The 24,485-nt window shown below is 61.7% G+C and carries 24 protein-coding genes; 15 read left to right on the top strand and 9 right to left on the bottom strand.

All coding sequences use genetic code 11. The features are described from left to right. Positions 1-4: 4 nt before the first annotated feature. Positions 5-544, bottom strand: a complete 540-nt coding sequence (locus EKM88_RS05760; RefSeq protein ID WP_125704097.1) for an NADPH-dependent FMN reductase — start codon at positions 542-544, stop codon at positions 5-7. Between the two features lie 104 nt (positions 545-648). Between EKM88_RS05760 and EKM88_RS05755 the strand changes: the two genes are divergently transcribed. From EKM88_RS05755 to EKM88_RS05740, 4 genes are all read left to right on the top strand, one after another. After that, positions 649-1,500 (top strand): alpha/beta hydrolase family protein, encoded by an 852-nt coding sequence (locus EKM88_RS05755; protein ID WP_125704095.1) that lies wholly within the window; start codon positions 649-651, stop codon positions 1,498-1,500. A gap of 176 nt (positions 1,501-1,676) precedes the next feature. Continuing rightward, positions 1,677-1,943, top strand: a complete 267-nt coding sequence (locus EKM88_RS05750; protein ID WP_125704093.1) for an ACT domain-containing protein — start codon at positions 1,677-1,679, stop codon at positions 1,941-1,943. 15 nt (positions 1,944-1,958) lie between these two features. Next, positions 1,959-3,302, top strand: coding sequence for a PFL family protein (locus EKM88_RS05745; RefSeq protein WP_125704091.1), 1,344 nt, complete (start codon positions 1,959-1,961; stop codon positions 3,300-3,302). A gap of 73 nt (positions 3,303-3,375) precedes the next feature. Continuing rightward, positions 3,376-4,422: a competence protein CoiA gene (locus EKM88_RS05740; protein WP_125704089.1), complete on the top strand. Its 1,047-nt coding sequence runs from the start codon at positions 3,376-3,378 to the stop codon at positions 4,420-4,422. Here EKM88_RS05740 and ald read toward each other — a convergent pair. The 3 genes from ald to EKM88_RS05725 all read right to left on the bottom strand — a co-directional run bounded on the left by ald (position 4,402) and on the right by EKM88_RS05725 (position 7,037). After that, the gene (gene ald / locus EKM88_RS05735; RefSeq protein ID WP_125704087.1) at positions 4,402-5,511 is read right to left on the bottom strand and encodes an alanine dehydrogenase; all 1,110 of its coding nucleotides are present in this window, start codon (positions 5,509-5,511) and stop codon (positions 4,402-4,404) included. The two genes, EKM88_RS05740 and ald, sit on opposite strands and share 21 nt — an antisense overlap. A gap of 250 nt (positions 5,512-5,761) precedes the next feature. Next, complete coding sequence (locus EKM88_RS05730; RefSeq protein ID WP_125704085.1) at positions 5,762-6,370, bottom strand: DsbA family protein; 609 nt, start codon at positions 6,368-6,370, stop codon at positions 5,762-5,764. 91 nt (positions 6,371-6,461) lie between these two features. Beyond that, positions 6,462-7,037, bottom strand: coding sequence for a CYTH domain-containing protein (locus tag EKM88_RS05725; protein WP_125704083.1), 576 nt, complete (start codon positions 7,035-7,037; stop codon positions 6,462-6,464). 213 nt (positions 7,038-7,250) lie between these two features. Between EKM88_RS05725 and EKM88_RS05720 the strand changes: the two genes are divergently transcribed. The 5 genes from EKM88_RS05720 to EKM88_RS05700 all read left to right on the top strand — a co-directional run bounded on the left by EKM88_RS05720 (position 7,251) and on the right by EKM88_RS05700 (position 11,514). Beyond that, entirely contained in the window at positions 7,251-7,937 is a 687-nt protein-coding gene (locus EKM88_RS05720; protein ID WP_125704081.1) for a GTP pyrophosphokinase, read from the top strand. Next, complete coding sequence (locus tag EKM88_RS05715) at positions 7,915-8,715, top strand: NAD kinase (protein ID WP_125704079.1); 801 nt, start codon at positions 7,915-7,917, stop codon at positions 8,713-8,715. The genes EKM88_RS05720 and EKM88_RS05715 overlap by 23 nt, the downstream gene beginning before the upstream one ends. Then, the gene (locus EKM88_RS05710; protein WP_125704077.1) at positions 8,712-9,611 is read left to right on the top strand and encodes an RluA family pseudouridine synthase; all 900 of its coding nucleotides are present in this window, start codon (positions 8,712-8,714) and stop codon (positions 9,609-9,611) included. The genes EKM88_RS05715 and EKM88_RS05710 overlap by 4 nt, the downstream gene beginning before the upstream one ends. A 25-nt stretch (positions 9,612-9,636) precedes the next feature. Continuing rightward, the gene (locus EKM88_RS05705) at positions 9,637-10,506 is read left to right on the top strand and encodes a DegV family protein (RefSeq protein ID WP_125704075.1); all 870 of its coding nucleotides are present in this window, start codon (positions 9,637-9,639) and stop codon (positions 10,504-10,506) included. Positions 10,507-10,644: 138 nt separating this feature from the next. Next, positions 10,645-11,514, top strand: a complete 870-nt coding sequence (locus tag EKM88_RS05700) for a DegV family protein (protein WP_164512017.1) — start codon at positions 10,645-10,647, stop codon at positions 11,512-11,514. Positions 11,515-11,584: 70 nt separating this feature from the next. On the opposite strand, the gene EKM88_RS05695 is transcribed toward EKM88_RS05700, so the two are convergent. The 3 genes from EKM88_RS05695 to EKM88_RS05685 form a co-directional block, all read right to left on the bottom strand. Then, positions 11,585-12,220: a copper homeostasis protein CutC gene (locus EKM88_RS05695; RefSeq protein ID WP_125704071.1), complete on the bottom strand. Its 636-nt coding sequence runs from the start codon at positions 12,218-12,220 to the stop codon at positions 11,585-11,587. A 9-nt stretch (positions 12,221-12,229) separates the two neighbouring features. After that, positions 12,230-13,051, bottom strand: a complete 822-nt coding sequence (locus tag EKM88_RS05690; protein ID WP_125704069.1) for an undecaprenyl-diphosphate phosphatase — start codon at positions 13,049-13,051, stop codon at positions 12,230-12,232. 131 nt (positions 13,052-13,182) lie between these two features. Then, a complete protein-coding gene (locus EKM88_RS05685; protein ID WP_125704067.1) occupies positions 13,183-14,220 on the bottom strand; it encodes a lactonase family protein in 1,038 nt (345 codons plus the stop codon). A 174-nt stretch (positions 14,221-14,394) separates the two neighbouring features. On the opposite strand from EKM88_RS05685, the gene EKM88_RS05680 reads away from it, so the two are divergent. Next, positions 14,395-14,769 (top strand): PTS glucitol/sorbitol transporter subunit IIA, encoded by a 375-nt coding sequence (locus tag EKM88_RS05680; RefSeq protein ID WP_125704065.1) that lies wholly within the window; start codon positions 14,395-14,397, stop codon positions 14,767-14,769. Positions 14,770-14,825: 56 nt separating this feature from the next. On the opposite strand, the gene guaC is transcribed toward EKM88_RS05680, so the two are convergent. Next, on the bottom strand, positions 14,826-15,803 hold the full coding sequence (guaC, locus tag EKM88_RS05675; protein ID WP_125704063.1) for a GMP reductase: 978 nt from the start codon (positions 15,801-15,803) through the stop codon (positions 14,826-14,828). Positions 15,804-16,497: 694 nt separating this feature from the next. Beyond that, positions 16,498-17,445 (bottom strand): magnesium transporter CorA family protein, encoded by a 948-nt coding sequence (locus EKM88_RS05670; RefSeq protein WP_125704061.1) that lies wholly within the window; start codon positions 17,443-17,445, stop codon positions 16,498-16,500. Positions 17,446-17,515: 70 nt separating this feature from the next. On the opposite strand from EKM88_RS05670, the gene EKM88_RS05665 reads away from it, so the two are divergent. The 5 genes from EKM88_RS05665 to EKM88_RS05645 all read left to right on the top strand — a co-directional run bounded on the left by EKM88_RS05665 (position 17,516) and on the right by EKM88_RS05645 (position 24,453). Then, positions 17,516-18,355, top strand: coding sequence for a methyltransferase domain-containing protein (locus EKM88_RS05665; RefSeq protein WP_125704059.1), 840 nt, complete (start codon positions 17,516-17,518; stop codon positions 18,353-18,355). Positions 18,356-18,989: 634 nt separating this feature from the next. After that, the gene (locus tag EKM88_RS05660) at positions 18,990-19,499 is read left to right on the top strand and encodes a tRNA (cytidine(34)-2'-O)-methyltransferase (RefSeq protein ID WP_125704057.1); all 510 of its coding nucleotides are present in this window, start codon (positions 18,990-18,992) and stop codon (positions 19,497-19,499) included. Positions 19,500-19,506: 7 nt separating this feature from the next. Then, entirely contained in the window at positions 19,507-21,564 is a 2,058-nt protein-coding gene (locus EKM88_RS05655) for a DNA topoisomerase 3 (RefSeq protein ID WP_225418442.1), read from the top strand. Between the two features lie 86 nt (positions 21,565-21,650). After that, a complete protein-coding gene (locus tag EKM88_RS05650; RefSeq protein ID WP_164512016.1) occupies positions 21,651-22,040 on the top strand; it encodes a DUF1149 family protein in 390 nt (129 codons plus the stop codon). Between the two features lie 118 nt (positions 22,041-22,158). Then, the gene (locus tag EKM88_RS05645; protein ID WP_125704051.1) at positions 22,159-24,453 is read left to right on the top strand and encodes an FtsK/SpoIIIE family DNA translocase; all 2,295 of its coding nucleotides are present in this window, start codon (positions 22,159-22,161) and stop codon (positions 24,451-24,453) included. Positions 24,454-24,485: the final 32 nt, after the last annotated feature.

Genomic DNA, 24,485 nt, shown 5'->3' with positions numbered 1-24,485 from the left:
TCGGTTAGTGGCGCAAAAAATCCAGGTAGTTGGCGACGCAGGTGTCCAAAAAGGCGCGGGTGGCCGGGTCAGTCAGGTTGCCTTGGGCATCGAACTGCTTGCCGGCCAGCCCCATGAGAAACTCGTTGCCGGGCAGGGTCAGGGCCCCGATGCCCGGGGAGTCGAGAATTTGGCGCAGGTGCGCCTGCGCGCGGACGGTGCCCATGGGGCCCAGCGAGGCCCCGACCACCATCACGCGCTTATCCTCCAACGGGTGTTCGATGCGTGAGCACCAGTCCAGCGCGTTTTTGAGTACCGCAGGGAGGCTGTGATTGTGTTCCGGCGTGGCGATGATCACGCCGTCTGCCGTGGCAATGGCGGCGCGGAAAGCGCGCACGGCCTGGCCGGGGGTTGTTTCATCGTCCTGGGAAAACAGCGGGAGCGGCTTGGTTTCCAGCAGGGTCAGCGTGAACTGATCGGCGTAACGTCGTTGCATGGCCTGCAACAGCGCGCGGTTCAGGGACCCACTGTAATTGTTTCCGACAATGCCAACAAGGTGGAACATATTGTGCCCTCTTTCTGAATAAGATGCTTTCATTGTGCCGCGCGAGCACGTATGACGCAAGCGTGAGGCTCGGTCTGCGATAATGGGGAAAAGGAGGCCTGATCATGCTTGAACGCACTTATTACGACCCGGCGCGGGCGCAGCGGCCCCTGACCACCGCCATTTGGTGGCCGGACACGGCTGCGTGGGCGCCGCCGCATCCGGTGATCCTGCTGTCACATGGGACCGGGGGGAGCCGCTTCAGTCTCACGTGGCTGGCCGAAGCGCTGGCGGCGGCCGGCTATGTGGTGGCGGCACCGGATCACTTTGGCAACAGCACCACCACGGCGCAGCCGGCCTACTTTGTCCGGTACTGGGAGCGCCCGCTTGACCTGCAAGTTCTGTTAGATCGCCTGCTTGCGGCGTACGGTCCCGTTTTGGATGCCACGCGGGTGGGGGCGGCCGGCTTTTCGTTTGGCGGGTACACGGTGCTCGCGTTGGCCGGCGCAACGGTCGACTGGCCGACGGTTCAACAGGCGGCCCAGACGCCCGCTGGCGCGCAGGCATTCGTCATTCCTGAGATGGGGGACTTGCGGCCGCTCATTCAGGGGCTCGTCCCCCCCAGCCCGCTGCCCGCTCTGCGCGAGCCTCGGGTGGCTGCGGTGCTGGCGCTAGCCCCGGCGTTGGGGCTGGGCTTCAAGCCGGCCGCGCAACCGCAGACGGCGCGGGCCGCGGTGCGGCTGGTGGCCGCAGCCGGAGACACGCTGGCGCCGGCGGCCACCAATGCGGCGCGCTACCGCCAGTGGGTGCCGGATGCCGAGTACGCGACCGTGGCCGGGGGACATTACGTATTTTTGCCGGATCAGGTGGGCCCGGCGCCGTACTTTGAGGCGACCACCGGCGGCGTGCGCACCCGGGTGCATGAGGCGCAAGCCGCGGCGGCGGTGCGCTTTTTTGACCGCGCCTTGAACCGGTGAGCAGGCGGCTGGCACCGCATTAACGGCGCAAGAATGACGCGCGCCGATTCCAGAATCGGCCGCACACCAAGCGCCGCCGCCTTCCATTCTGGGTGCAACCGCTTTTTGGTGCGGCCTGTTTCTTGCGGTCAGGTTTGCTATAATGGCTAAAACGAAACATGAAAGTTGGGGACGCTATGCAAGTGATTATTACCGTTATCGGCACTGATAAAGTCGGCATCATCGCCGCGGTCACCACGCGACTGGCCGAGTTGCAGGTCAACATCCTGGATGTGTCGCAAACCATCATGCAGGGGGCCTTCACGATGATGCTGTTGGCCCAGTTACCGGAAGGGGCGGACTTTGCCGCCACCAAGGCCGATTTACAGGGGCTGGGCGTTGAAATTGGGGTGGACGTCAAAATCGCGCGCCAAGAAATTTTTGACGCCATGCACAAGCTGTAAGCCGCGGAGGAACCCATGGAAACACAACAAATCAAAGAAACCATCCAGATGATCAGCGAGGAGAACCTCGATATCCGCACCATCACGATGGGGATCTCGCTGTTAGACTGCATCACCGGGGACATGGCAACCACGGCTCAGCACGTGTACGCCAAGATCGTCGCCAAGGCCAAGGACCTCGTGCCGGTGGCGGACGCCATCAGCAACGAGTACGGCATTCCGATCGTCAACAAGCGCATCGCGGTCACGCCGGTGGCGTTGCTCGCCGGGGCTGACCCGGCGCCCGATTTTCGGTTGCTGGCCCAAGCGCTGGATGATGCCGCCAAGGCGGTCGGGGTCGACCTGATCGGGGGTTACACCGCTACGGTGCAAAACGGCTGCACGCCAGCCGACCTGGCGCTGATGACCAGTCTGCCTGAGGCGCTGGCCACCACCGACCGGGTCTGTGCCTCGGTCAACGTGGGCAGCACTCGCAGCGGATTGAACATGGATGCCATCAAGCTGATGGGCCAGGTGGTCAAGGACGTGGCGGCGATCCAGCCGGAGAACGCGATGAAGCTGGTCATTTTTGCCAATGCGGTGGAGGATAACCCATTCATGGCCGGGGCCTTCTGGGGCGTGTCGGAAGGGGATGTCGCCATCAACACCGGCGTGTCCGGCCCCGGGGTCGTGCAGCGGGCGATCGCGGACCAGCCCGAGGCGACGTTTGAAACCATCTGCGAAACCATCAAGCAGACGGCCTTCAAGGTTTCCCGCATGGGCCAGTTCGTTGGCAAAGTGGCCGCAGAGCGCCTGCATGTGCCATTCAACATTGTGGACCTGTCGCTGGCGCCGACCCCGGCCCCAGGCGACTCAGTGGCCGAGATCCTAGAGACCCTGGGCCTGAGCCATGTGGGCACGCCAGGCACTACCGCGGCCTTGGCGCTGTTGAATGACGCGGTCAAAAAAGGCGGCGTCATGGCGGCTGAGCGGGTCGGTGGCCTATCCGGTGCGTTCATTCCGGTGTCCGAGGACGCGAACATGATCGCGGCGGCCAAGGCTGGTCACATCACGCTCGAAAAGCTGGAGGCGATGACTGCCGTTTGTTCCGTCGGCCTCGACATGGTGGCGGTGCCCGGAAGCACCCCGGCCAGCACGATCAGCGGTATGATCGCCGATGAGGCCGCGATCGGCATGATCAACAACAAGACCACCGCCGTGCGCGTCATTCCCGTGCCGGGCAAGGGCGTGGGCGATTCGATCGAGTTCGGCGGCCTGTTCGGCACCGCGCCGATCATGCCTGTCAATACCGGCGACGCCAGCGTCTTCATCAATCGCGGGGGACACATTCCGGCGCCGATCCACAGCTTCAAAAACTAAGTCGAGCTTTTCACCAAACCGTCACGACCTCGTGGCGGTTTTTTGGCGTAATCTCCAACGAGGAGGTGAGGCCATGTTCGTCGCGATGGCAGTCAGTGGGCGGCTGGTGACGCTGCGCAACCACGCACAGGCGCGCGCCTTGCGCGGCCCCTTTGTGTGCCCGGCCTGCCACCAGCCGGTCGGGGTGCGCAACGGGCGCGTGATGCCGGCGCATTTTTACCACCGCGGGCCGGCGTGTGCGGCTAGCGAACCGGAAAGCGCGGAGCACCTGAACGGGAAGCTGTGGCTGCTGGATTACGGCGCGCGCCACGGGTTCGCGGGGACGCTTGAGCAGTACTACCCGGCCATCAAGCAGCGCGCGGATGTGGTCTGGTGGCCGGCCGGCAAGCCGCTGGTGGTGGAGTTTCAGTGCAGCCCGCTTTCGCCCGAGCGGCTGGGGGCGCGCACGGCCGGCTACCACCAGTTGGGGTTGCCGGTGGTGTGGGTGATGGGCCAGCGCTACTTTGATCAGCTGCCCAGCGCCAAACAGGCGAAGTTTCTGGCGCACAGTCAAGCGCATGGCTGGCACCTGTGGTTTTTGGATGTCGTGGCGGGGCACTTGACGCTGTGGCAGTTTGCGCCGCTGGGGCTGGCGGTCACGCGGTTTTGGCCGGACCGCACGCGCCAGCAAGTCCGCGCCTTCCCACCGGCCTCGGCCCACACCGCGCTTGGGGTGCAGCGCGCGCTGATGCATCGCGACCGGCGCGTGATGGCCCTGCAACAGGCGAGTGCGGCGATCGGCCGCAACGTCGCCGGGGTGCCGTGGGTGGTTCATACGGCACAGACCCACCTGCTGGGACTGGCAGTGCCGGAGTGGCAGCTGCGCGCCTGGTGGCTGCTGACGTTTGACGCCCAGCCGGCGATCACCAAAAACGCCGAGACAACCTTTTGGCGTCAGTTCGAAACGCAACTGACGCCGTTGGTCGACTCGGCGCAGGTCGTGGCAGCGATCCGCCATCGGTGGCTCATGGTGTTGCAACAAAGCGGGGCGCTGCAGGCGACCGCCACGGGCTGGGCGTGGCAGGTGCAACCGGCGTGGTACCCAACGCTTGAAGCGAAGCTAGAGGCGCGTGCTCAGTGAGTGGAACGGCAGGTTCAGGCTTTCGGCCACGGCTTGTTCGGTCAGCTCGCCGGCGTAGGTGTTGACCCCGGTGAAGATCATCCGGTCGGCCTTGGCCGCATCTGTGACGCCGAGCTTGCCGATCTTGGCCGCGTACGGGATCGTCACAGCGGTCAGGGCATCGGTCGCGGTTTTGGGCACAGCGCCCGGAATGTTGGCCACGGCATAGTGGATCACCCCGTCCACCACGTACACCGGATCGGCAAAGGTGGTCGCGTGCGTGGTGGTTTCAAAGATCCCCCCTTGGTCGATCGGGATGTCGACCACCACGGACCCTGGCGCCATGTTGCGGATCATCGCGGCAGTCACGAGCTTTGGCGCCACGGCCCCGGGGATCAGGACGGCCCCGATCACCAGGTCGGCGGCGGCCACGGCCAGCGTCAGGTTTTGGTGGTCGGAGAACAGGGTCTGCACCTTGCCCTCGAACTCGTCGTCGATGCGCGCCAGGATCTTCGGATTGATGTCCAAAACGGTCACCTGAGCTCCCATCCCCAGCGCGATTTTGGCCGCGTTCAGGCCCACGACCCCACCGCCGATGATGACGACGTGACACTTGGCGACCCCTGGCACACTGCCGAGCAGCACACCCTTACCGCCGTATTGGGTCTGCAGGAACTGGCTCCCCAACTGAACCGCCATGCGGCCGGCCACCTGGCTCATCGGGGTCAAAAGCGGGAGGCTGCCGTCCGGCGCGATCATGGTTTCGTACCCGATGGCCGTCACGCGGCTGGCCAGCAACGCTTCCGTCAGGGGGCGGTTGGCCGCCAGGTGCAGATAGGTGTACAAGATCAGCCCCGGGCGAAAGTACTGGTACTCACTGGCCAGCGGCTCCTTGACCTTGATGACCATGTCCTGGCCCCAGGCGGTGGCGGCGTCCACGATGATGGCGCCGGCGTCGATGTAGTCTTGGTCACTGTAGCCTGCCACGACGCCGGCTCTGGTTTCAACGGCCACGCTTTGCCCGGCGTGCACCAAGTTGATGACGCCGGCAGGGGTGATCGCGACCCGGTTCTCGTTGTTCTTGATCTCCTTTGGAATACCGATTTGCATGGTTAACCATCTCCTTTTTCTTTATCATACGGGGATGGCGACGATCTGCGCAATCATTACGCTTGCCCGCCTCAAAAGGGGGATGAGGGCAGCTCAGCGACCGGCGCAGAGCGCCCTAAAAGGTGCCGCCAGTGCGTCTGTCCGGCGGCACGCGCAGCGCAGGGGACAAAAGAACACCGCCTCACAACCCCTCAGTTCGGGGTTGCAAGGCGGCTGACTGATGCGCTGAATGCTTATTTGGTCGGCACCCTTAGCGCACGCGTTGGCGCTGTTGGCGGCCGTATGCAGGATTAGTGAGCAGGCGCACGCACACGGTTTTGAACATCTGGTAGCTGCTGAGGTGCTCAAGGCGAACCGCGGGGGCATCGGGATGCGCGTTGTCGATCAGGACCGCCGATGGCACCGCGGTGACGCCCATTTCGTGGGCGATTCCTTGGTCGGAGGTGAGACAGCGGTGCATCGCTTCGCGGGCGCGGTCGGCGTTAAAGGCTTCGCGGTCCAGCCCCAGCGCCGTCAGGCAGCGCGCGGCGAATCCAGCATCGTAGTGATGGGGCGTCGTGTCGAGCATTTCCTGTTCCGCCATCAGCAGTGCGCGGGCTTTTTTATTGCCCTGAAACTGAGCGGCCTTGTAGTCTAGTGACAGCTGGTACGCGGTTTCGAACAGCTGGTTGCGCGTGGCCAGATTCTGATGGTCGAGCGCGGCATCTTGCATGTATTGGTCGATGACTTGAAAGTTAACCACGGGAATGAAGTGGACGGTGATCTTGCTTTGGAGCTCCGAAACAAGCCGATAGACGGCCGCTTCGGCCTGCCGACATCGCCGACTGATTGGGTTGACGAATAAAAATAGTTCTAGCATGGGGCTCCTCCTAAGCGCGGTTAAGCGTTATACGTTTTCGATACCTTAACTTTACCAGAATTTTACAAAGCGGCAATCAAAACGCTTGTGATTAATTCACGTTATGTACTGCTCGGGTGACCTTATTCTCCGGGGGCGCCGGTGTGATGGCGAAGCGCGTCAACAGCGCCGAGAAGAACGGGGCTGCTTGCGCAGGGTCAGAAAATTCAAATTCTAGTTCAAAGTCATGCGTTCCGTTAGCGTAGCACGTCGCGTCGAGCGTAAGCAATCCTTCTGCTTGAGGTGCGAGCTGGCGCGTGGTGGTGGCGTGCGCGAACGGGTGCACGCTTGCGAGCGGGATCGCGCGCTCAGCTAGCGCGGTCGCCACAACGCCTGGGTGGGCCAGCGTGCGCTGAGCAATGAGGGTGGCGGCCTGGGTGACGGTCAGCGGGTCTGTCAGCTCGGTCAGCGTTCGCGGGCCGCTTGTGGGCACCTTCAGGGTCTGCTCGGCATGTGTTGCAAACTGGCGGATGCGCAACCCAAGGCCCAGCTGGTGCAGCGCGCCGGTCGCTGTGTCATAGTAGGTGTTGGTCTGGTGAAACGGGGTGGCAAAGGCGTAGGCAGCCGCGATGGCGTGCGCCTGCGCAGGCGTCAGGAGCACTTTGTATTCCGACTCTTGTTGCTTCATCTACGCACCTCCCAATAAAATTGGTACCCACCTATAGTTATGCCTAAAAGGGCCATTTTGGTCAAGCCAGTTCACTCGTTTTAATCGCTTTGCCATCTTAGCGCAGCCCCCTTCGCTGAGGTGGATGCCATGAATGAGGTGATTATATGGTAAACTAGTAACGGATTATGAGACGGCGCCGCCAGTTGATGCGACGTCAAGGGAGGCCATCGCATGCAACGAGACTGGGACACTTTTTTGATGCCGTATCAGCAGGCTGTGAAGGAGCTGAAAATCAAATTCCGTGGGATGCGGATGCAGTTCCTGCAGGCCAGCACGCACTCACCGATCGAGATCGTGACCGGCCGGGTCAAACCGCTGGATTCCATCGTCGAGAAGCAGGCGCGGCGCTATATCACCGACAGTCTACTGGAGCAAGACATGCAAGACATTGCCGGACTGCGGGTCCAGTGCCAGTTCGTTGAGGATATCTACGAGGTGGTGCGCCTGGTGCACCAGCGCAAGGATATGAAGGTCGTGGAAGAACGCGACTACGTGACGAATGTGAAGCCCAGCGGTTACCGGAGTTACCACATGGTGATCGAGTACCCCGTGCAGATGGTGGATGGCGAGAAGCGGATCCTGGCCGAGATCCAGGTGCGCACAATGTCGATGAACTTCTGGGCCACGATCGAACACAGTCTGAACTACAAGTACCAGGGGGAGTTCCCCGCCGAGTTGAAGGAGCGCCTGAAGCGAGCTGCTGAGGCGTCCTTCATGCTGGACGAGGAGATGTCAGAGATCCGCGAGGAAATTCAAGAGGCACAACAACTTTTCTCTTATGGAAAAGGGCAAAACGTGCCGGCGTTGAACACCCCGGACCCAGAGGATGACGAACATGCGAATCGCGATCGTAGCTAATAACGGCGCTAAGTCTCGCGCCGCGGAGCAAAAATTAAGGCAGGCCCTCGCAGCGGCCCAGTTCCCCCTCGATGAGGTGCACCCGGACGTGGTGATCACCATCGGTGGGGATGGCACCCTGCTGTCGGCCTTTCACCGTTACGCGGCCCAGCTGAGCCACGTGCGGTTCATTGGGGTGCACACGGGCCACCTCGGGTTTTACACCGACTGGCGCGATTACGAAATTGACGGGCTGGTCGAGGCGTTGCGCAATGACTCGGGCGAAAGCGTGTCCTACCCGCTGTTGGACATTCTGGCGGACTACGAGGACGGCACGACGTCGCACTACCTGGCGCTCAATGAGGCGACGCTCAAGCGCACCAGTGGCACAATGCGCACGGATGTCTACATTAAGGAAAACTTCTTTGAGAGCTTTCGTGGGGATGGGCTGTGTGTGGCGACGCCGACCGGTTCGACAGCGTACTCCAAGAGTAACGGTGGGGCGGTGATCCACCCGCGGCTGGACGCGATGCAGGTGACCGAGATCGCCTCCATCAACAATCGCGTGTTCCGCACGCTAGCGGCGCCGATGATCATGGCACCGGACGAATGGGTGATCCTACGCCCAGAACCATTTCAGGATTACATCATGACCATCGACCAGTTCACCATCACGCCGCAGCTGGTCACGGCGATCCGCTTCCGCATCGCGGATGAGCGGATCCATTTTGCCCGCTACCGCCACATGCACTTCTGGGACCGGGTCGAGGACGCGTTCATCGGGGCCAAGCAGGAATGAGGTTCGAGTGGACGTACCACGGCACGCCGCTGAAGTTGCAAAACTTCTTGCAGCGCCAAGGCGTGTCGCGGGCGCAGCTCAAGCGCGTCAAGTTCCACGGCGGCGCGGTGTTCGTCAATCGCCGTCAGCGCAACACGGCCTTTCAGCTTCAGGATGGGGATGCGGTACTGCTCCAAATGGCGCCGGAAGTGCCAGTGGATACGGTGGTGCCGTACCGCGCACCGCTGACCGTGGTGTACGAGGACGATTACCTGCTGGTGGTGAATAAGCCGGCGGGTGTCGCCTCGATCCCGGATGCGGCCAAGGGCAATGACAGCATGGCGAATATCGTGAAGGCCTACCTGGCAGACACCCATGCGGAAAGCACCGCGATCCATGTGGTGACTCGGCTGGACCGCGACACCAGCGGGCTGATGCTGTTTGCCAAGCACGGCTTCGTGCACAGCTTGCTGGACCGCCAGCTGCACTCCGATGATCTGCAAAAGCAGTACCTGGCGCTGTGCACGAACCCGGCACCGCTACCACCGCACGGCTGGCTCTGCTTACGCATCGGGCGCACCGCCGAATTTTATATGAAGCGCGGCGTGACGCCGCAAGGTAAGGTGTCGGTGACGGAGTACCAGCTGGTGGCGCAGTCTTCGCAGGCGGCGCTGGTCCGGGTCACGCTGCATACTGGGCGGACGCACCAGATCCGCGTGCACTTTGCCGCCGTGGGGCACCCGTTGTTTGGGGATGACCTGTACGGTGGGCCGCTCACAGGGATCAAGCGGCAAGCGTTGCACTGCGCGGACTTGCAATTTTGGCACCCGCTGTTGCACCAGACGCTGCATCTGACGGCACCGCTACCGGCCGATATGGTATCCTTAGGCCACGCGGTCGGCGTGTGCGCCGACTAATTTTGAGGAGAAAGAAGTGGGAACGATGTACCAATTACTGACGGATTCTGCCTGTGACTTACCGCTGGCGACACTGAAGGAGAAGGATGTGGGCATCGTCTCCTTCCACTTCGAGGTCGAGGGCCAGCAGCTGACGGATGACATGGGTGCTAGCTACGACATTGAGCAATTTTACGCGCAGATCAAGCAGGGTGTGATGCCCAACACTGCGCAGATCAACATCGGGGAGTACGTCAACTTCTTCAAGCCGTACGTTGAAGCAGGCACGCCGATCGTCTACGTCGGCTTCTCCGGTGGCCTCAGCGGCTCGCTGTCCAGCGCAACGCAGGCTAAGGCGATCCTGCTGGAGGACCATCCGGCTGCTGTGATCGAGGTGATCGACACACTGGCCGCCAGTGCCGGTGAAGGCCGCCTGGTGCTTGAGGCGATCCGCCTGCGCGATGCCGGCACGCCGCTCGCCGAGTTGGTGGCCTGGCTGAACGCCAACAAGCTGCGCCTGCAACAATGGTTCACTGTGGATAGCCTGGACTACCTGTACCACGGCGGGCGCGTGTCGCGCACGGCGGCAACGCTTGGGACGCTTTTGAACATCAAGCCGCTGTTGGACGTCGATCCGGCCGGCAAGCTACGCATGGTCGGCAAGGTGCGCGCGCGCAAAAAGGCGCTTTCGGCGTTGGCTGAGAAACTGCTTGAAGCGCTGACCAGCGACCCGACTCAGCCGCTGCTGATCGCCACCAGTGGCGACTGGCCGGCGGCCGAAACAGTGCGCGACCTCGTGCTGGCCAAGGCGCCGGACGCCAACATTCAGATCGGCCCGATCGGCCTGACGATCGCCAGTCACACCGGCTTTGGGTGCGTGGCGGCGTTTGTCATGGGGGCGGCGGAGCGCCAGTAACCAGACGAAACGCCCATGTGTGGGCGTTTTTATTTGGCGCGCAAAAATAGTAATGCCATATACAATGTTTTCTGGTATGCTGAGGGCACGCCAATTTTTGGCGATTCCATCGCGCTTTGTTGCGCAGAGGAGGACCTCATGTATCAAATCCTGACAGATTCCGGCTGTGACTTGCCGCAGCAATTACTCGACGACCATCAGATCCAGACGGTACCGTTTCACTACACCGTTAACGGCACCCTGCACACGGACCGCCTAGGTGACCGCCAAAGCACCGATGACGTTTACGCCCAGCTGCACGCTGCCGCGGATGTTTCGACCACCCAGATCAACGTGGGGGAGTATGAGGCGTTCTTTCGCCCGTTTGTGGCGGCAGGCACCCCGATTTTGTACATCGGGTTTTGCGGCGCGCTGAGCGGGTCGCTGGCCAGCGCGCAACAGGCGCGCGAGTTGCTCAAAGAGGAGTATCCCGATGCCCAGATCGCGATCGTCGATTCACTGGCGGCCAGCGGCGGGGAAGGCTTGTTGGTGCTCAACGCCGCGCGCCAGCAAGCAGCCGGCGCCTCGCTTGAAGCGGTCGTGAACTGGCTGGAAGCCCACAAGCGCCAGATGAATCACTGGGTGACCGTGGACGACCTCGACCACCTGGCCCGCGGGGGGCGCCTGCCACGCGCGATTGCGGCGCTGGGCACGATGCTCAACATCAAGCCGTTGTTGAGCCTTGACGCCAGTGGGCAGATCCAGTTGGCCGGCAAGGTGCGCTCGCGCAAAAAGGCCCTGAGCACGCTCGCCGCCAAGGGCATTGCCGCCTTGGCGGACGATCCGACCCAGCCGCTGATCGTGGCCAGTGCCGGGGACTGGCCCGCCGCAGACGCGGTGGCCGCCCAGATCCAAGCCGCGGTGCCAGACGCTACGCTGATCCTGCGCCCGGTCAGCCTGACGATCGCCACCCACACCGGCTATGGCTGTGTTGCGGTGTTTGGCATGACGATGGCGGCCCGCAGCTAAACAATGCCCCTCACACGTTGGCAAAGCGCCAGCCGTGTGAGGGGCATTATTTCGTGGTGCAATGGCCACGTTAGTAAGCGAGCACCTTCGTGCCGTGGAACTCCTGAAGGCCCAAGTCTTCGGCCAGCGCGTCGACGTTCTCGGCGGTGATGCCGCCACCGGGCAGAATGGTCAGCTTGCCCGCGGCGAGTTGGGTCAGTTCCTTGAGGTGCGGCACCATGGCGGTGATGGGCGCACTTAGCGGCCCGCCGTGGGTGAGGATCCGTTCCACGCCGTGCGCGGCCAGCCAGTCGATGGCTTCGCCTTGGCGGGCCGCGGGAATTTCGTCGAAGGCCATGTGCATGACGACGGTCATCCCCCCCGCAGCCGCGATCAGGTTTTCCATGGCTTCGGTGTCCAGCCAGTTGGCGTCGGTCAGCGCGCCAAAGGTGACGGCGTCCACCCCGAGGGCCTGGGCCTCAAACAAATCGGCTTCCATGATCTTCAACTCGGTGTCAGTGTAGACGAAGTTGCCGCCGCGCGGGCGGATCATCGCGACCACGCTGGTGTCGTGTTCGTGGGCGTACTGGGTGGTTTCGGCCAGCACCCCGCGGGAGACGGTGGTACCGCCTGCGGTCAGGTTATCGTTGAGTTCGATGCGCTTGGCGCCAGCGGCGATGGCGGCGGGCACATTGGTGAAATTTTCGACACAAACTTCTTTAATCATGGCTTCCTCCTAGAAGAATAAGACGGCCAAAACGACAAGGCCCAGCGCGATACGGTACCATCCGAACGGCTTGAAGTCGTGGGTCTGAACGAACTTCAGCAGCCACTTGATGGCGATCCAGGCGACGATGAAGGACACCACGGTCCCAGTCAGCAGGATCTCCCACTGCAGGCCGGTGAAGCTGTTGCCGTTGAGCAGGAACTTGCCGACCTTGAGCAGTGAGACCCCGAACATCGTGGGGATCGCCAGGAAAAACGAGAACTCGGTGGCGACAAAGCGGCTGGCCCCGAACAGGATCGCGCCGAGGATCGTGGCCCCGGAGCGGCTGGTCCCTGGCACGATCGACAGGGCTTGGCACAGGCCGATCAGAAAGGCGGTGGAGAAGGTCAGGTCGGCCAGGCTGGCGATCTTCGGCTTTTTGCCGGCGAAGTGATTCTCGATGATGATGAACAGGACCCCGTAAAGGATCAGGGTGGTCGCGACCACCACTGGGGTGTGCAGGTGCGCGTCCATCCAGTCGTTCAGCGGCAGGCCGATGACGACCGAGGGGATGATCGCTACCAGCACCTTGAACCACAGCACCCAGATCGAGTCGCGCTCCGCTTTGGACTTGCGCCAGTCCAGCGGGTTGAGCTTGTTGAAGTAAAGTAAGATGACGGCGAGAATGGCCCCGAACTGGATGACGTACTCGAACATCGCCATAAAGTCCTTGCCCTGATCGATCGTAATGAGCTGGCTCACAAGGTCGATGTGGCCGGTCGAGCTGATGGGCAAAAACTCGGTCAGCCCTTCGACGATCCCGATGATGATGGCCTTTAGTATGTCTAGCATAGAATCCTCCTCAAAATATCCAATGCTTTTAGTATACAAGGAATGCGCGGCGGTGCCAGCGATCGGGGTTAAGTTTTCGGTAAATCAAACCCCCACCGCGTCAAACTGAGCGGTGGGGGTGAAGGGGCGCGCTATTCAGCCGGCAAGAAGACGACATTGACGGCTTCCGGGGTCACGATGTCCTTTTGCGTTTCGGTCAGCAACCCGGTTGCCGCGTCACGAGCGTACAGCGTGCCGTTATCGGTGTTCTGATTGACGGCCAGCACGTAGGACTCAGTCAGGTCCAGGTTGAAGTCGCGTGGGAACTCACCTTCTGTGGACAGCTGCTGGATCTGGGTCAGGTGCAACCCGTCTTCACTCACGGCGTAAGCGGTCAGGCTGTTGTGCCCGCGGTTGGACAGGTACAAGAAGCGGTCGTCTTGGGTGAGGCGCACCGCGGCCGCGCCGTTGTGGGCGGTCCAGTCGGCCGGAATGGTCGATTGGGTCTGTCCAGGTAAGAAGGTGCCCGTGGCCGCGTCGTAGGTCAAAACGGCTACCTGGCTGGACAGCTCACCGAGCAGGTAGGCGATCGGCCGCGTGTGGTGGAACACCAGGTGCCGGGGGCCAAAGCCCGGCGCCAGCTTGAGGATGACCGGGGTGCCGAGCTTGCCGGTGTCACTAAGCGGGTAAGTGTAGACCTCATCCGTGCCCAAGTCGATCACGGCCAGGCGTCCATCCGGCGTCAGGTCGGCGAAGTGGACGTGGCTGGCGTCTTGTTCCGGCCGCGGGCCGCTGCCGTGGTGCTGCGCGACATCCCTTGGGGTGAGCGTGTGGTCGGCATTGATCTTGTAGACGTTGACGCGCCCTTCGTGGTAGTTACTGGCGAACACGAGCTGCCGTGCCTCATCGATCGAGATGTGCGCGGGGCTTGAGCCCGGTTCGAGCACTGTGTTGAGGACGGTGGGGGTGGCACCGTTGAGGTCAACGGCTGCCACGCCGCCCACGCCATCCCCAGCGTCGACCGCGTAGGCCACGTTGGCCTTGGAGACGGCCATGTAGGTCGGGGAGCCGAGGCTTTCGATGTAGGGAACCGGGGTGGTGAGCTGGCCGGTGGCCGAGTCAAAGCTGGCGCGGGTGATGCCTTTGCCGGTTTTGCGGGTGTAGCCGCCGAGCAAAACGGTTTGTTTCATAATAAGTGTCCTCCTTGAATGCCGCTGACGGTTGCGCCGCTGGCGGTCTGCTGCCAGGCGGGCCAAGCACTGGGCCCGCCGGCTCACGCCTAGTATACCATGCCAGCGAAAGCGGATTCGGCGAAATCCAATTCGTGGTAGAATGGAGGCAGACCTTTAGAAAGTAGGCACACTATGGAAACCAAAGCGACAATTACCGCAATTGGGGCGGCCGCCCTGGCCCCCAACGACCCGCTGGTGATCCTGTTTGACGATTCGGCGACCCCGGCGCTGCGCGAGGTCACCCTGATCCAGCAGTTCGAAGACCTTGAGGCGCAGCGCGCGATGACGCTTGCTACGGGTGACACCCTGGTGATCGGGGCCACCCCGTTCACCATCACCGCGGTGGGCCAGCTGGCCAATCCGAGTTTGCAAAGCATCGGCCACGTGGCGCTGGTGTTTACCGCGCCGCCCGCCGAGGATCGACTGGAAAACGCGCTGTACTTGAAGCCGACCACGCGGCCGCACTTTGAGGTGGGCACCACGCTCACCTACCAGACGAACGCCTAGACCCAAAGAAGCCGGCTGGCCCTCCCAATAGGGAGCGCCAGCCGGCTTCTTTAGCGTCAGTATTGATCGCCGTTAAAAATCGAGTTCTTCACGATGACATAGTCGACCTTGGTCAACGCGCCCAGGTCGCGGCCACCGGCGTAGGATACGGCGGATTGCAGGTCCTCTTGCATTTCGGTCAACGTGTCTTTGATGGAGCCCTTGACCGGTAAGAGGATCTTCTTGCCTTCGACGTTGTGGTGGGCGCCTTTTTGATACTCAGAGGCCGACCCGAAGTATTCCTGGAACAGTTCGCCATCGCGCTCGACCTTCTTGCCCGGGGTCTCCTCGTGGCCGGCGAATAGGGAACCGATCATGCACATCGTGGCGCCAAAGCGCAGGGACTTGGCGATGTCCCCGTTGGTGCGGATCCCGCCGTCGGTGATGATCGGCTTGCGCGCCGCCTTGGCGCACCAGCGCAGGGCGGCCAGCTGCCAGCCGCCGGTCCCGAAGCCCGTTTTGACCTTCGTGATGCAGACCTTGCCGGGGCCGATCCCGACTTTGGTCGCATCGGCGCCGGCGTTTTCAAGCTCGCGCACACCTTCTGGGGTGCCGACGTTGCCGGCGATCACGAAGCTGTCAGGCAGGTATTTCTTGATGTGCTGGATCATGTCGATCACGACCTGGGAGTGCCCGTGCGCGATATCGATGGTGATGTATTCCGGCACCCGCTGGCGGCCGGCCAGCGTCTTGATGAAGGCGAACTCCTCGTCCTTGACGCCGACCGAAATCGAGGCGAACAACCCCTTAGCGTGCATCTCCTGAACGAAGTCGGCGCGCCGTTCGGGATTGAAGCGGTGCATGACGTAAAAATAGTCGTTGGCCGCCAGCCATTCGGCCAGCGGTTCGTCGATGATCGTTTGCATATTGGCGGGAACAACGGGCAGCTTGAATTGCCGCCCCCCAAATTCGACGGTGGTGTCGACTTCCTTGCGGGAGCGCACCACACACTTGTTAGGAATCAGTTGGATGTCTTCGTAATCAAAAATTTCCATTTGAATCGTCCTTTCTTAAATCCGAACAATCGAATTGGTTCGGGGCACGTTTTTCGCACCACGTCGAAATATACGGGGTTATTCGGGAAATGTCAACTTTTCAGCGGAAATTAATTCAATCGTTCGTATTTTAGCTATTTGCGCGTCGGGCGACCCGTCCCGTTAAGGCCGTGCTGCGCCGCTCTGGTTCGTCGAGCGCCGCAAAGCAACGCAGATACATCTAGCTACGCCAAGTCACTCGGGGCCAAGTGCGCCCCAAGCGCCTCGGCTTGCTCTGCCTGTTCGAACGCAGTGAGTTACAGGCAGACATACGTTAGGAAGGCTAGCTGATCTGCTAAGTGCGCTTTGCGCCGCTCTGGTTCGTCGAGCGCCGCAAAGCAACGCAGATACATCTAGCTACGCCAAGTCACTCGGGGCCAAGTGCGCCCCAAGCGCCTCGGCTTGCTCTGCCTGTTCGAACGCAGTGAGTTACAGGCAGACATACGTTAGGAAGGCTAGCTGATCTGCTAAGTGCGCTTTGCGCCGCTCTGGTTCGTCGAGCGCCGCAAAGCAACGCAGATACATCTAGCTACGCCAAGTCACTCGGGGCCAAGTGCGCCCCAAGCGCCTCGGCTAGGCTAGCTGATCTGCTAAGTGCGCTTTGCGCCGCTCTGGGCACAAAAAACGCCGGCACAGTGGCCGGCGAAACGAACGCTTAGAAGTACTTCTTGCGCCAAAACTGAAAGCCCAGCAGGATGGCGATGAGCAGCGAGATGATGATGGTCACGATCCAGGAGACGTGCATGTTGGCAAGCGGCAGCTCAACGTTCATGCCGTAAAACGAGAACACTAAGGTGGGGATCGTCAGGATAATGGAGTAGGAAGTCAGAAACTTCATGACCCCGTTCATGTTGTTGTTGATGATGGAGCTGTAGGTGTCCGCGGTTTCGTTGATGATGGAGTTGGAGATCTGCGCCATTTCGGTCCCTTGCTGGTTTTCGATCAGGATGTCATCCAACAGATCGGCGTTGTCCTCGTTTAGGTGAAGCGGGTTGCTGCGCTGCAGACCTTGCAGCACGTTACGGTCGGTTTTGAGGCTCATCATGAAATACACCAAGCCGCGCTGGATGCCCATCAACGCGTAGAGTTCCTCATTTTTCAGGTTGTTTTGCAGCTTGGTTTCCAGTGCCTCGCGCGCCTTGTTGATGTCCCGCAGGTAGGCGAGGTAGGCGACGGTCGCTTTGTACATCATCAAAAGCGCCGCCTTTTCCTTGAGCTTCGGGTTGAACCCGGGCACGTGGCCCTCGGCAAACAGCGCGAGCAGCGGTTGCTGCTTGGTGTCCAGCGTGATCAGCGCCGTGGTGGTGATGATGATGGCGAGCGGCTCGGTTTTGTAGACGATGCGCTTCTTGGCGTCTTGCTCGACAACGGGCATATCAAAAATGATCAGGTGTGCATCGACATCCTCGTCGTACTCGTAGCGTGCCCCTTCATCGGGGTCTAAGCCGTAAAGGAGGAAGGGTTCCGGCACCCGGGCCTTTTTCTGGAGCTTTTGGCGCTCCTCTGGGGTGGGATCGATGGCGTTGATCCAGACGCCCGCCTCGATTTTGTCTTGTGACTTGAGCTGCCCCACGGTATCATCGAATTTGTAAGTCGAGAGCATGGCTTCCTCCTGCAGACGTTTCCTCTAGTCTACTTGAAAACCTGCTCGGAATACAGAGGGGAGTGCCGGGATGCGAAAAATCATGGAAAAGGCGGCCTGGCTCACGACACAAGGTGACCTGTTCGCCTGTCCAGTGTGCAAGGGAGCACTGCACGGCGAGGGTCCCAGCTTGGTCTGTGGGAACGGTCACCGCTACGACCTCGCCAAAAAAGGCACGGTCAACTTTTTGGCTAAGCCGGTGCCCACCGAGTACACCGCACACATGCTGGCGGCGCGCCGCCGCATCTTGAGCGCGGGGTTCTTTGACCCGTTTTTGACGGCGATCCAGGCTGGTCTGCGGGCCAGCGACCGCCTGCTGGACATCGGGTGCGGCGAAGGGACGCCGACGGCCAAGCTGGCCCCACACGTGGCGAGCGCGGTCGGCTTCGACATCAGCGCCCCGGCCATCAACCTGGCGGGCGCTTTGATGTCGCCGGCGTTCTTTTGCGTCGCGGATCTGGCGCGGTTGCCGTTTTTACCCGCCACATTCGATGTGGTGGTCGATCTGTTCTCGCCGGGGGCGTATGCCGAGTTCGACCGGGTGTTGCGTTCAGGCGGCCGGCTGTTCAAGATCATCCCGACCGCCGGCTACTTGCGCGAGTTGCGCGCCGGCTTGTACGCCGGCACCCCGAAGGCCGAGTACTCGAACCGCGACGTGAAGGATCGGTTTCTTGTTCATTATCCTAAAACAACTGTTCAAACAATTGCGTATGATTTTCTACTCGATAAGGAACAGTTTGCCGACCTGATGACGATGACCCCGTTGGCGTGGCAGGCCCCGGCCGACCGCCGGCAGGCGATGCTGGAGCGCCCGCCGGCCAGCATGCACGTCGAGGTCGAATTGTTACAGGTTGATAATTGTCAAGAATAGGGTTGAAATCTCCCGATACGGGTGTTAAATTACTCTTAAGCATTTTTATTTCTGGCTTTTATCAGGGCTTGCTTTTGGGAAATTGATAAAAGTTAGCGATGGAAATCTTCACTAACGTATCGCCTCGCCGTGCTGGACACCGAGGTGATACGTTTTTTTGTGCCCAGAGCGAAGTGGTGCGGTTATGAGGGTTGGGCTAAGCCAGCCTGACGCTTGCGCCCGTACTTAGGCGCGAGTAGCAGGCCGGCTTAGACCGCCCCCTCATGCGCCACTTCGCTCGACGAGCAGACCAGAGCAGCACAAAGCGCACTTAGCGGAACGGGTAGCTTCGACTGAGCGCTTGGGGCGTTCTTGGTCCCGAGTGCTCAGTCGGGGCTGGACGCTTGCTTGTTGCTTTGCGGCGCTCGACGAAGGCCGGCAAGCAACAAGCAAGCACTGCACTGCTGCGGCGTGAGGCGAAGGCGAACGGAAGTAAGGCAGCAAGTTAGCGGCCAATGACTCACGATTCAAAGACCCCGAGAACGCTTTCGCCCAGACTGAGGCGTAAGCGTCGGCCAGACTTTGGTGTCCCCGCAACCTGCGGACAGCGCCGCGGTGGCGTGCTACACTGGACTAAGAATTTTAGGAGGCTATTATGGCGAATCATATTGTGTTGTTTGAACCACTGATCCCGGCCAACACGGGGAACATTGCGCGGACTGCCGCGGCAACGGACAGCTACCTGCACCTGATCAAGCCGCTGGGGTTTGAGACGGACGACAAGCACCTCAAGCGGGCAGGCTTGGACTACTGGGACAGTGTCAAGGTCGTTTACCACGACTCACTGGATGATTTCTTGGCGACCGTGCCAGATCAGCGTTACCTGTACCTGGTGTCCAAGTTTGCGGACCGGACTTACTCGGACTGTGCGCTGCAAGACCCAACAGTGGAGCACTACTTCTTGTTTGGGAAGGAAACCACGGGGTTGCCGGAGCCATTCATGCGCGCGAATCCCGAGAAGGCGGTACGCATTCCGATGACGGATCATGTGCGCGCGCTGAACCTGTCGAACTGTGCGGCATTGGTGGTATACGAGGCCCTGCGGCAGCAGGATTTTGCCGGGCTGGAGCGCCAGCACACCTACGCCCATGACAAACTGAAGTGAGGGCCTGATGAGACTTGTTTTAGCCGAAAAACCGAGCGTCGGTGCGGAGCTTGCCCGCGTCTTAGGCGCCACCACTAAGCACGAGGGCTACTTCGAAGGCCCGGACACCCTGGTCACGTGGTCGCTGGGCCACCTGCTGACGCTGAAAATGCCGGAGCAGTACCACCCAGAGTGGGCGGCGTGGACCTTCAACACGCTGCCGATGATCCCGGCGCAGCAGGAGATCACACCCCTGCCGAGCACGCGCAAGCAGCTGGCCGTGGTGAAGCGGCTGGCCAAGCGCGCCGACATTGACTACGGGGTGATCGCCACAGACGCCGGGCGGGAAGGCGAACTGGTGGCGCGCTACATTTTTGACTACCTGCAGGTGACCTTTCCACTCAAGCGGCTGTGGATCTCCTCGCAAACGGATGCGGCCATCAAGGAGGGGTTTGCGCACCTGCGCCCGGCGGCGGACTATGAGGCGTTGTATCAAGCGGCACTGGCGCGAGCGGAGGCGGACTGGCTGATCGGGTTGAACGTGTCGCGGGCGCTGACGGTAAAGTATCAGGATTCGTTGGCGGCCGGCCGCGTGCAGACGCCCACGCTGGCGTTCGTCGCGGCGCAGGAGCAGGCCATCAACGACTTTCGTCCGGAAACCTACTATCAACTGCGCGTGACGACTGCCGCCGGTGTGGCGCAGCTGGCGCCGCGGCTATCGCAGAGCCAAGCAACGGCGCTCAAGGCGCAGCTCGCCGGGGTGCCGCTGACGGTGACCGCGGTCAAGGTGAAGCACCAGGTGGAACAGCCCCCGCTGCCTTTTGACCTCAATGAGTTGCAACAGGTCGCCAACAGTCAATACGGGTTTTCACCGAAAAAAACGCTCAACATCCTGCAACAGCTCTACGAACGCGAAAAGCTCGTCACTTACCCACGGACGGACTCGCGCTACCTCACCACGGACTTGGCCGCTACGATGCCGCGGCGACTGCAGGCGATCGGCGGCTACAGCAAGGCTGCGGCCGCACTGGCGGCGCATGCGCAAGCGCCGGCCTATGCCTATAACGATGCCAAGGTGGGCGACCACTACGGCCTGATCCCAACGGATGAGCCGCTGCGCTTGACGCGCTTGGACGCCGATGAACTGAAGCTCTACCGGCTGATCGCCGACCGCTTCATCGACCTGTTCAAGCCGGCGTATGAGGCCGCGGTGCACACGTATACGCTGACCGCCGCAAGCGAAACGCTGACGCTGACCACGACGCAAGTGCTGGTTCCTGGCTTCAAGGGCGGGGCGCCGACCGAGGCCCCGACTTTGACGGTGGGGCAGCAGGTGACGGGAACGTGGCAGGTGCAGGCCAAGCAAAACAGCGCGCCGGCGCGCCTCACTGAGGCCGATCTGCTGGGGAAGATGGACCAGTACGGGCTGGGCACGCCGGCCACCCGAGCGGACATTATCGAAAAGCTGCAAAATAGCGGTTTGATGGCCAAAACAGGGCGGCACCTCAGCGTGACAGCGAAGGGACAACAGCTGTTGAAGCTGGTCAACCCGAGTTTGGTCAGTCCTGCGCTGACGGCCAAGTGGGAACAGGCGCTCAAGGCGATCGAGGCGGGCCAGTTGACCAAGGCCGCGTTCATGGCCGACATCACGGCGGAAACGCGGACCTTGGTGCTGGAGATCAAGCAAAGCACCACGGATTACCAAGACCTCACGCTCACCCAAAAGAAGTGTCCCGAGTGCGGGGCGCGGTTGCGCGAGAAGCAGACGCGCCAAGGCGTACGGCTGCTGTGCAGTAATCCCGAGTGTGCTTACAGCCGCTATCGGGACCCGAAAGTCTCAAACCACCGCTGCGCGCAGTGCCACAAGAAGATGGTGGTGCTCAGCGGCGCCAAGGGGGACTACTTCAAGTGTCAGAACTGTGGCAACACAGAGGCGATCCGTCAGGCCAAGGGCAAGGCCAAGCGGGTGAACAAGCGCGAGTCCGCCCGGCTGATGCAGCAGTACAGCCAGGCCAACGACACGCCGGGTGAGAGCCCGCTGGCTTTGGCGCTCAAGGCCGCGATGGCCGAACATGACGCGAAGTAGCTTGTGTTTGCCGCGCAATATTGCGATACTGTTAGACAGAATACGCAGGACTGGGCGGGATGCCCGGCCGTCAGGAGGATCAATCGATGGCATTCAAACAACTGAGTCTGACCGTCAAATCATTTCACTTCGACCTTGTGGCCAAAGCCGAAACCGCCTCACAAGGCATTCAGGTGGCGATGCGCCAGGTGACGCCCAACGATGAGGCCAAGAAGGCCGAGCTGGCCAACGGCAATATGTTTGAGGTGCTTGTGCCGTTTGACCTCCAGCCGCAGGGCTATGGCTTCAAAGTTTCGGGCGAGATCTCGCTGTACGTGCAGATGCTCGATTACTTCGGTGAGGCGCAGGAGCTGCCGCAAGAAGAGCTGGCACAGGTCTCTAAGCCTGCGATCGACAAGATCCAGGCACTGACCTACGAGCTGACCAAAGCGATCGGCGGCCAAGGCGTGCGCGTCGAATTCCAAGCGGCGAAGTAAGCCGATCAGTGAACGGGGCTGTGCCGAACCATGATGGCGGCACAGCCCTGTTTGAGTTTGTGTATAATGGTCAGGGGCCCTTCGGTTGAGCAGTGACCGGGGCAAGGAGGAACGGGCGATGGCAACGCGACGTAAAACAACCAAAAAACGACCCGCAACGAAGCGGAAGAAGGCAGGGGACCACACCATTAACTGGGTGGGCGTTGCCTTTCTTGGCGTGGCGGGGCTCGCCTTCTTCAAGCTGGGCATCATCGGCACCTTTTTGGCCAACTGCCTGCGACTTGGCATGGGCAATGCCTTTCAGGTGGGGGCCGCAGCGCTAGCGACGCTGGGCGCATGGTGCCTGCTCTCTGGGGCGCTTCCGCCGGTGACGCGGCGGCTCTGGGGCGGCGGGGCCTTGATTGCACTTGGAAGCCTGAACGTGCTGACCGCCACCACCATGCACGTGCTGGCCGTGCACAGCCACTTCTTGCTGACCACCTGGCGCCTGCTCAAAAGCGACTTCGCGCGCGGCACCGCTGCGTCGGATGTCGGCGGCGGGCTCATCGGTGGGGCGGTGTACAATGTGTTCGCCCCGCTGGTCAGCGAGGTGGGGGCAGTGGTGCTGGGCGTGTTGATGGGGCTGATCGGGTTCGGCCTGATCGTCGGCATCACGCCGGCCCAGGTCTTCGCCGCGTGCCGCTGGGTCGGCACCGGCGTGGGCAACGGGGTGACTTGGGCGCAAACGCGCCTCGCCGCGCTCAAGCAGGCGCACGCGCAAAAGGCGCCCACGTCGGCTAAGTCGAAGCCGGCCGCCGCGGACACTGAACCGCCGGCTCAGGCGGCCCCTGAGGACAAGCCGCTGCCGACACCGTTACCCCAAGACGAGTTTGAAATTCACGCGCCCGCTCAGCCGAGTGTTGCGCCCAAGCCGCTTGAGCCCACCGCTGACGCGACTGCGCCGGTGCCCTCAGTGGAACCGGTTGAGGATGCAACTGAGGCATTTGATGCCGACGCGACCGCAACGGACTACCAGCTGCCGAGCCTTGACTTGCTGAGTGCGGTGCCACCGGCCGATCAATCGCAGGAAGTCGAAAAAATCAAGCAGAACCGCGTGAAGCTGAAGCAGACACTCGAGAGCTTTGGCGTGAATGTTACGGTCAAATCTGCGACACTGGGACCTAGCATCACCCAGTACGAGATCCAGCCGGCCGTCGGGGTCAAGGTGGCCAAAATCGTCAACCTGGCCGATGACCTCGCGCTGGCGCTGGCGGCCAAGGATATCCGCATCGAGGCGCCGATCCCCGGCAAGCCGCTGATCGGGATCGAAGTGCCGAACGCGACCATTGCGACGGTGGGTTACCGGGAAGTGCTGGCGAACACGCCGGCGCACCCGGGCAAGCCGCTGGTGATCCCGCTGGGCAAGGACGTGAGCGGGCATGTGCTGACGTTTGACCTGACCAAGATGCCGCACCTGCTGATCGCCGGCGCGACCGGGAGCGGCAAGTCGGTGATGATCAACGTGATCATCACCAGCATTCTGATGACTGCCAAGCCGTCTGAGGTGCGCCTGATGCTGATCGACCCGAAGCGCGTGGAGCTGTCGGTGTACAACGGCGTGCCGCACCTGCTCACGCCGGTGGTGACGGAGGCCAAAAAGGCGCCGTCCGCCTTGAACAAGGTGCTGGCCGAGATGGACAAGCGCTACCAGGCCTTTTCCGATAACGGCGTGCGCAACATGACCGAGTTCAACCAAAAGGCGCAAACGGCTGACAATCTGACGCGGATGCCGTACATTGTCGTGATCGTTGACGAGCTGTCCGATCTGATGATGGTGGCCGGCAACGAGGTGGAAACCGCGATCGTGCGCCTGGCCCAGATGGCCCGGGCGGCCGGGATCCACATCATCATCGCGACCCAGCGGCCTTCGGTGGACGTCATCACCGGCCTGATCAAGGCTAACGTGCCGAGCCGCATCGCCTTTGCCGTGTCCAGTGGGGTGGATTCCCGCACGATCCTGGACACCAACGGCGCGGAAACGCTGCTGGGCCGAGGGGACATGCTGTATGACCCGATCGACGCCAGCAAGCCGGTCCGCATCCAAGGCGCCTTCATTCCGTCGGCCGACGTCGAGGCGGTGGTTGCGGCCATCACGGCGCAGGTGGATCCCGCTTACGAAGAAGACATGGCGCCAAGCGACACGGTGGAAGCGGACGCGAACGCGGACTCGGAAGACGAGCTGTATGAGGAGGCCCGCACCTTTGTGATCCAGCAAGGGAGCGCCTCGACTTCCATGCTGCAGCGGCGCTTTCGGATCGGCTACAACCGCGCGGCGCGGCTCATCGATGACCTGGAGGCCAACCAGGTGGTGGGGCCAAGCGACGGTTCCCGTCCGCGCAAGGTGTTCGCCCAACCTGACCCGGAGCAACCCTGATCGAGACTAACGGACTGACTTAAAAGGAGAGA

The organism is Lacticaseibacillus daqingensis, assembly GCF_003946115.1.
Classification (GTDB): Bacteria; Bacillota; Bacilli; order Lactobacillales; family Lactobacillaceae; genus Lacticaseibacillus; species Lacticaseibacillus daqingensis.
The sequence above is the reverse complement of the archived record's forward strand: the minus strand, read 5'-3'. Positions and strand labels throughout refer to the sequence as shown.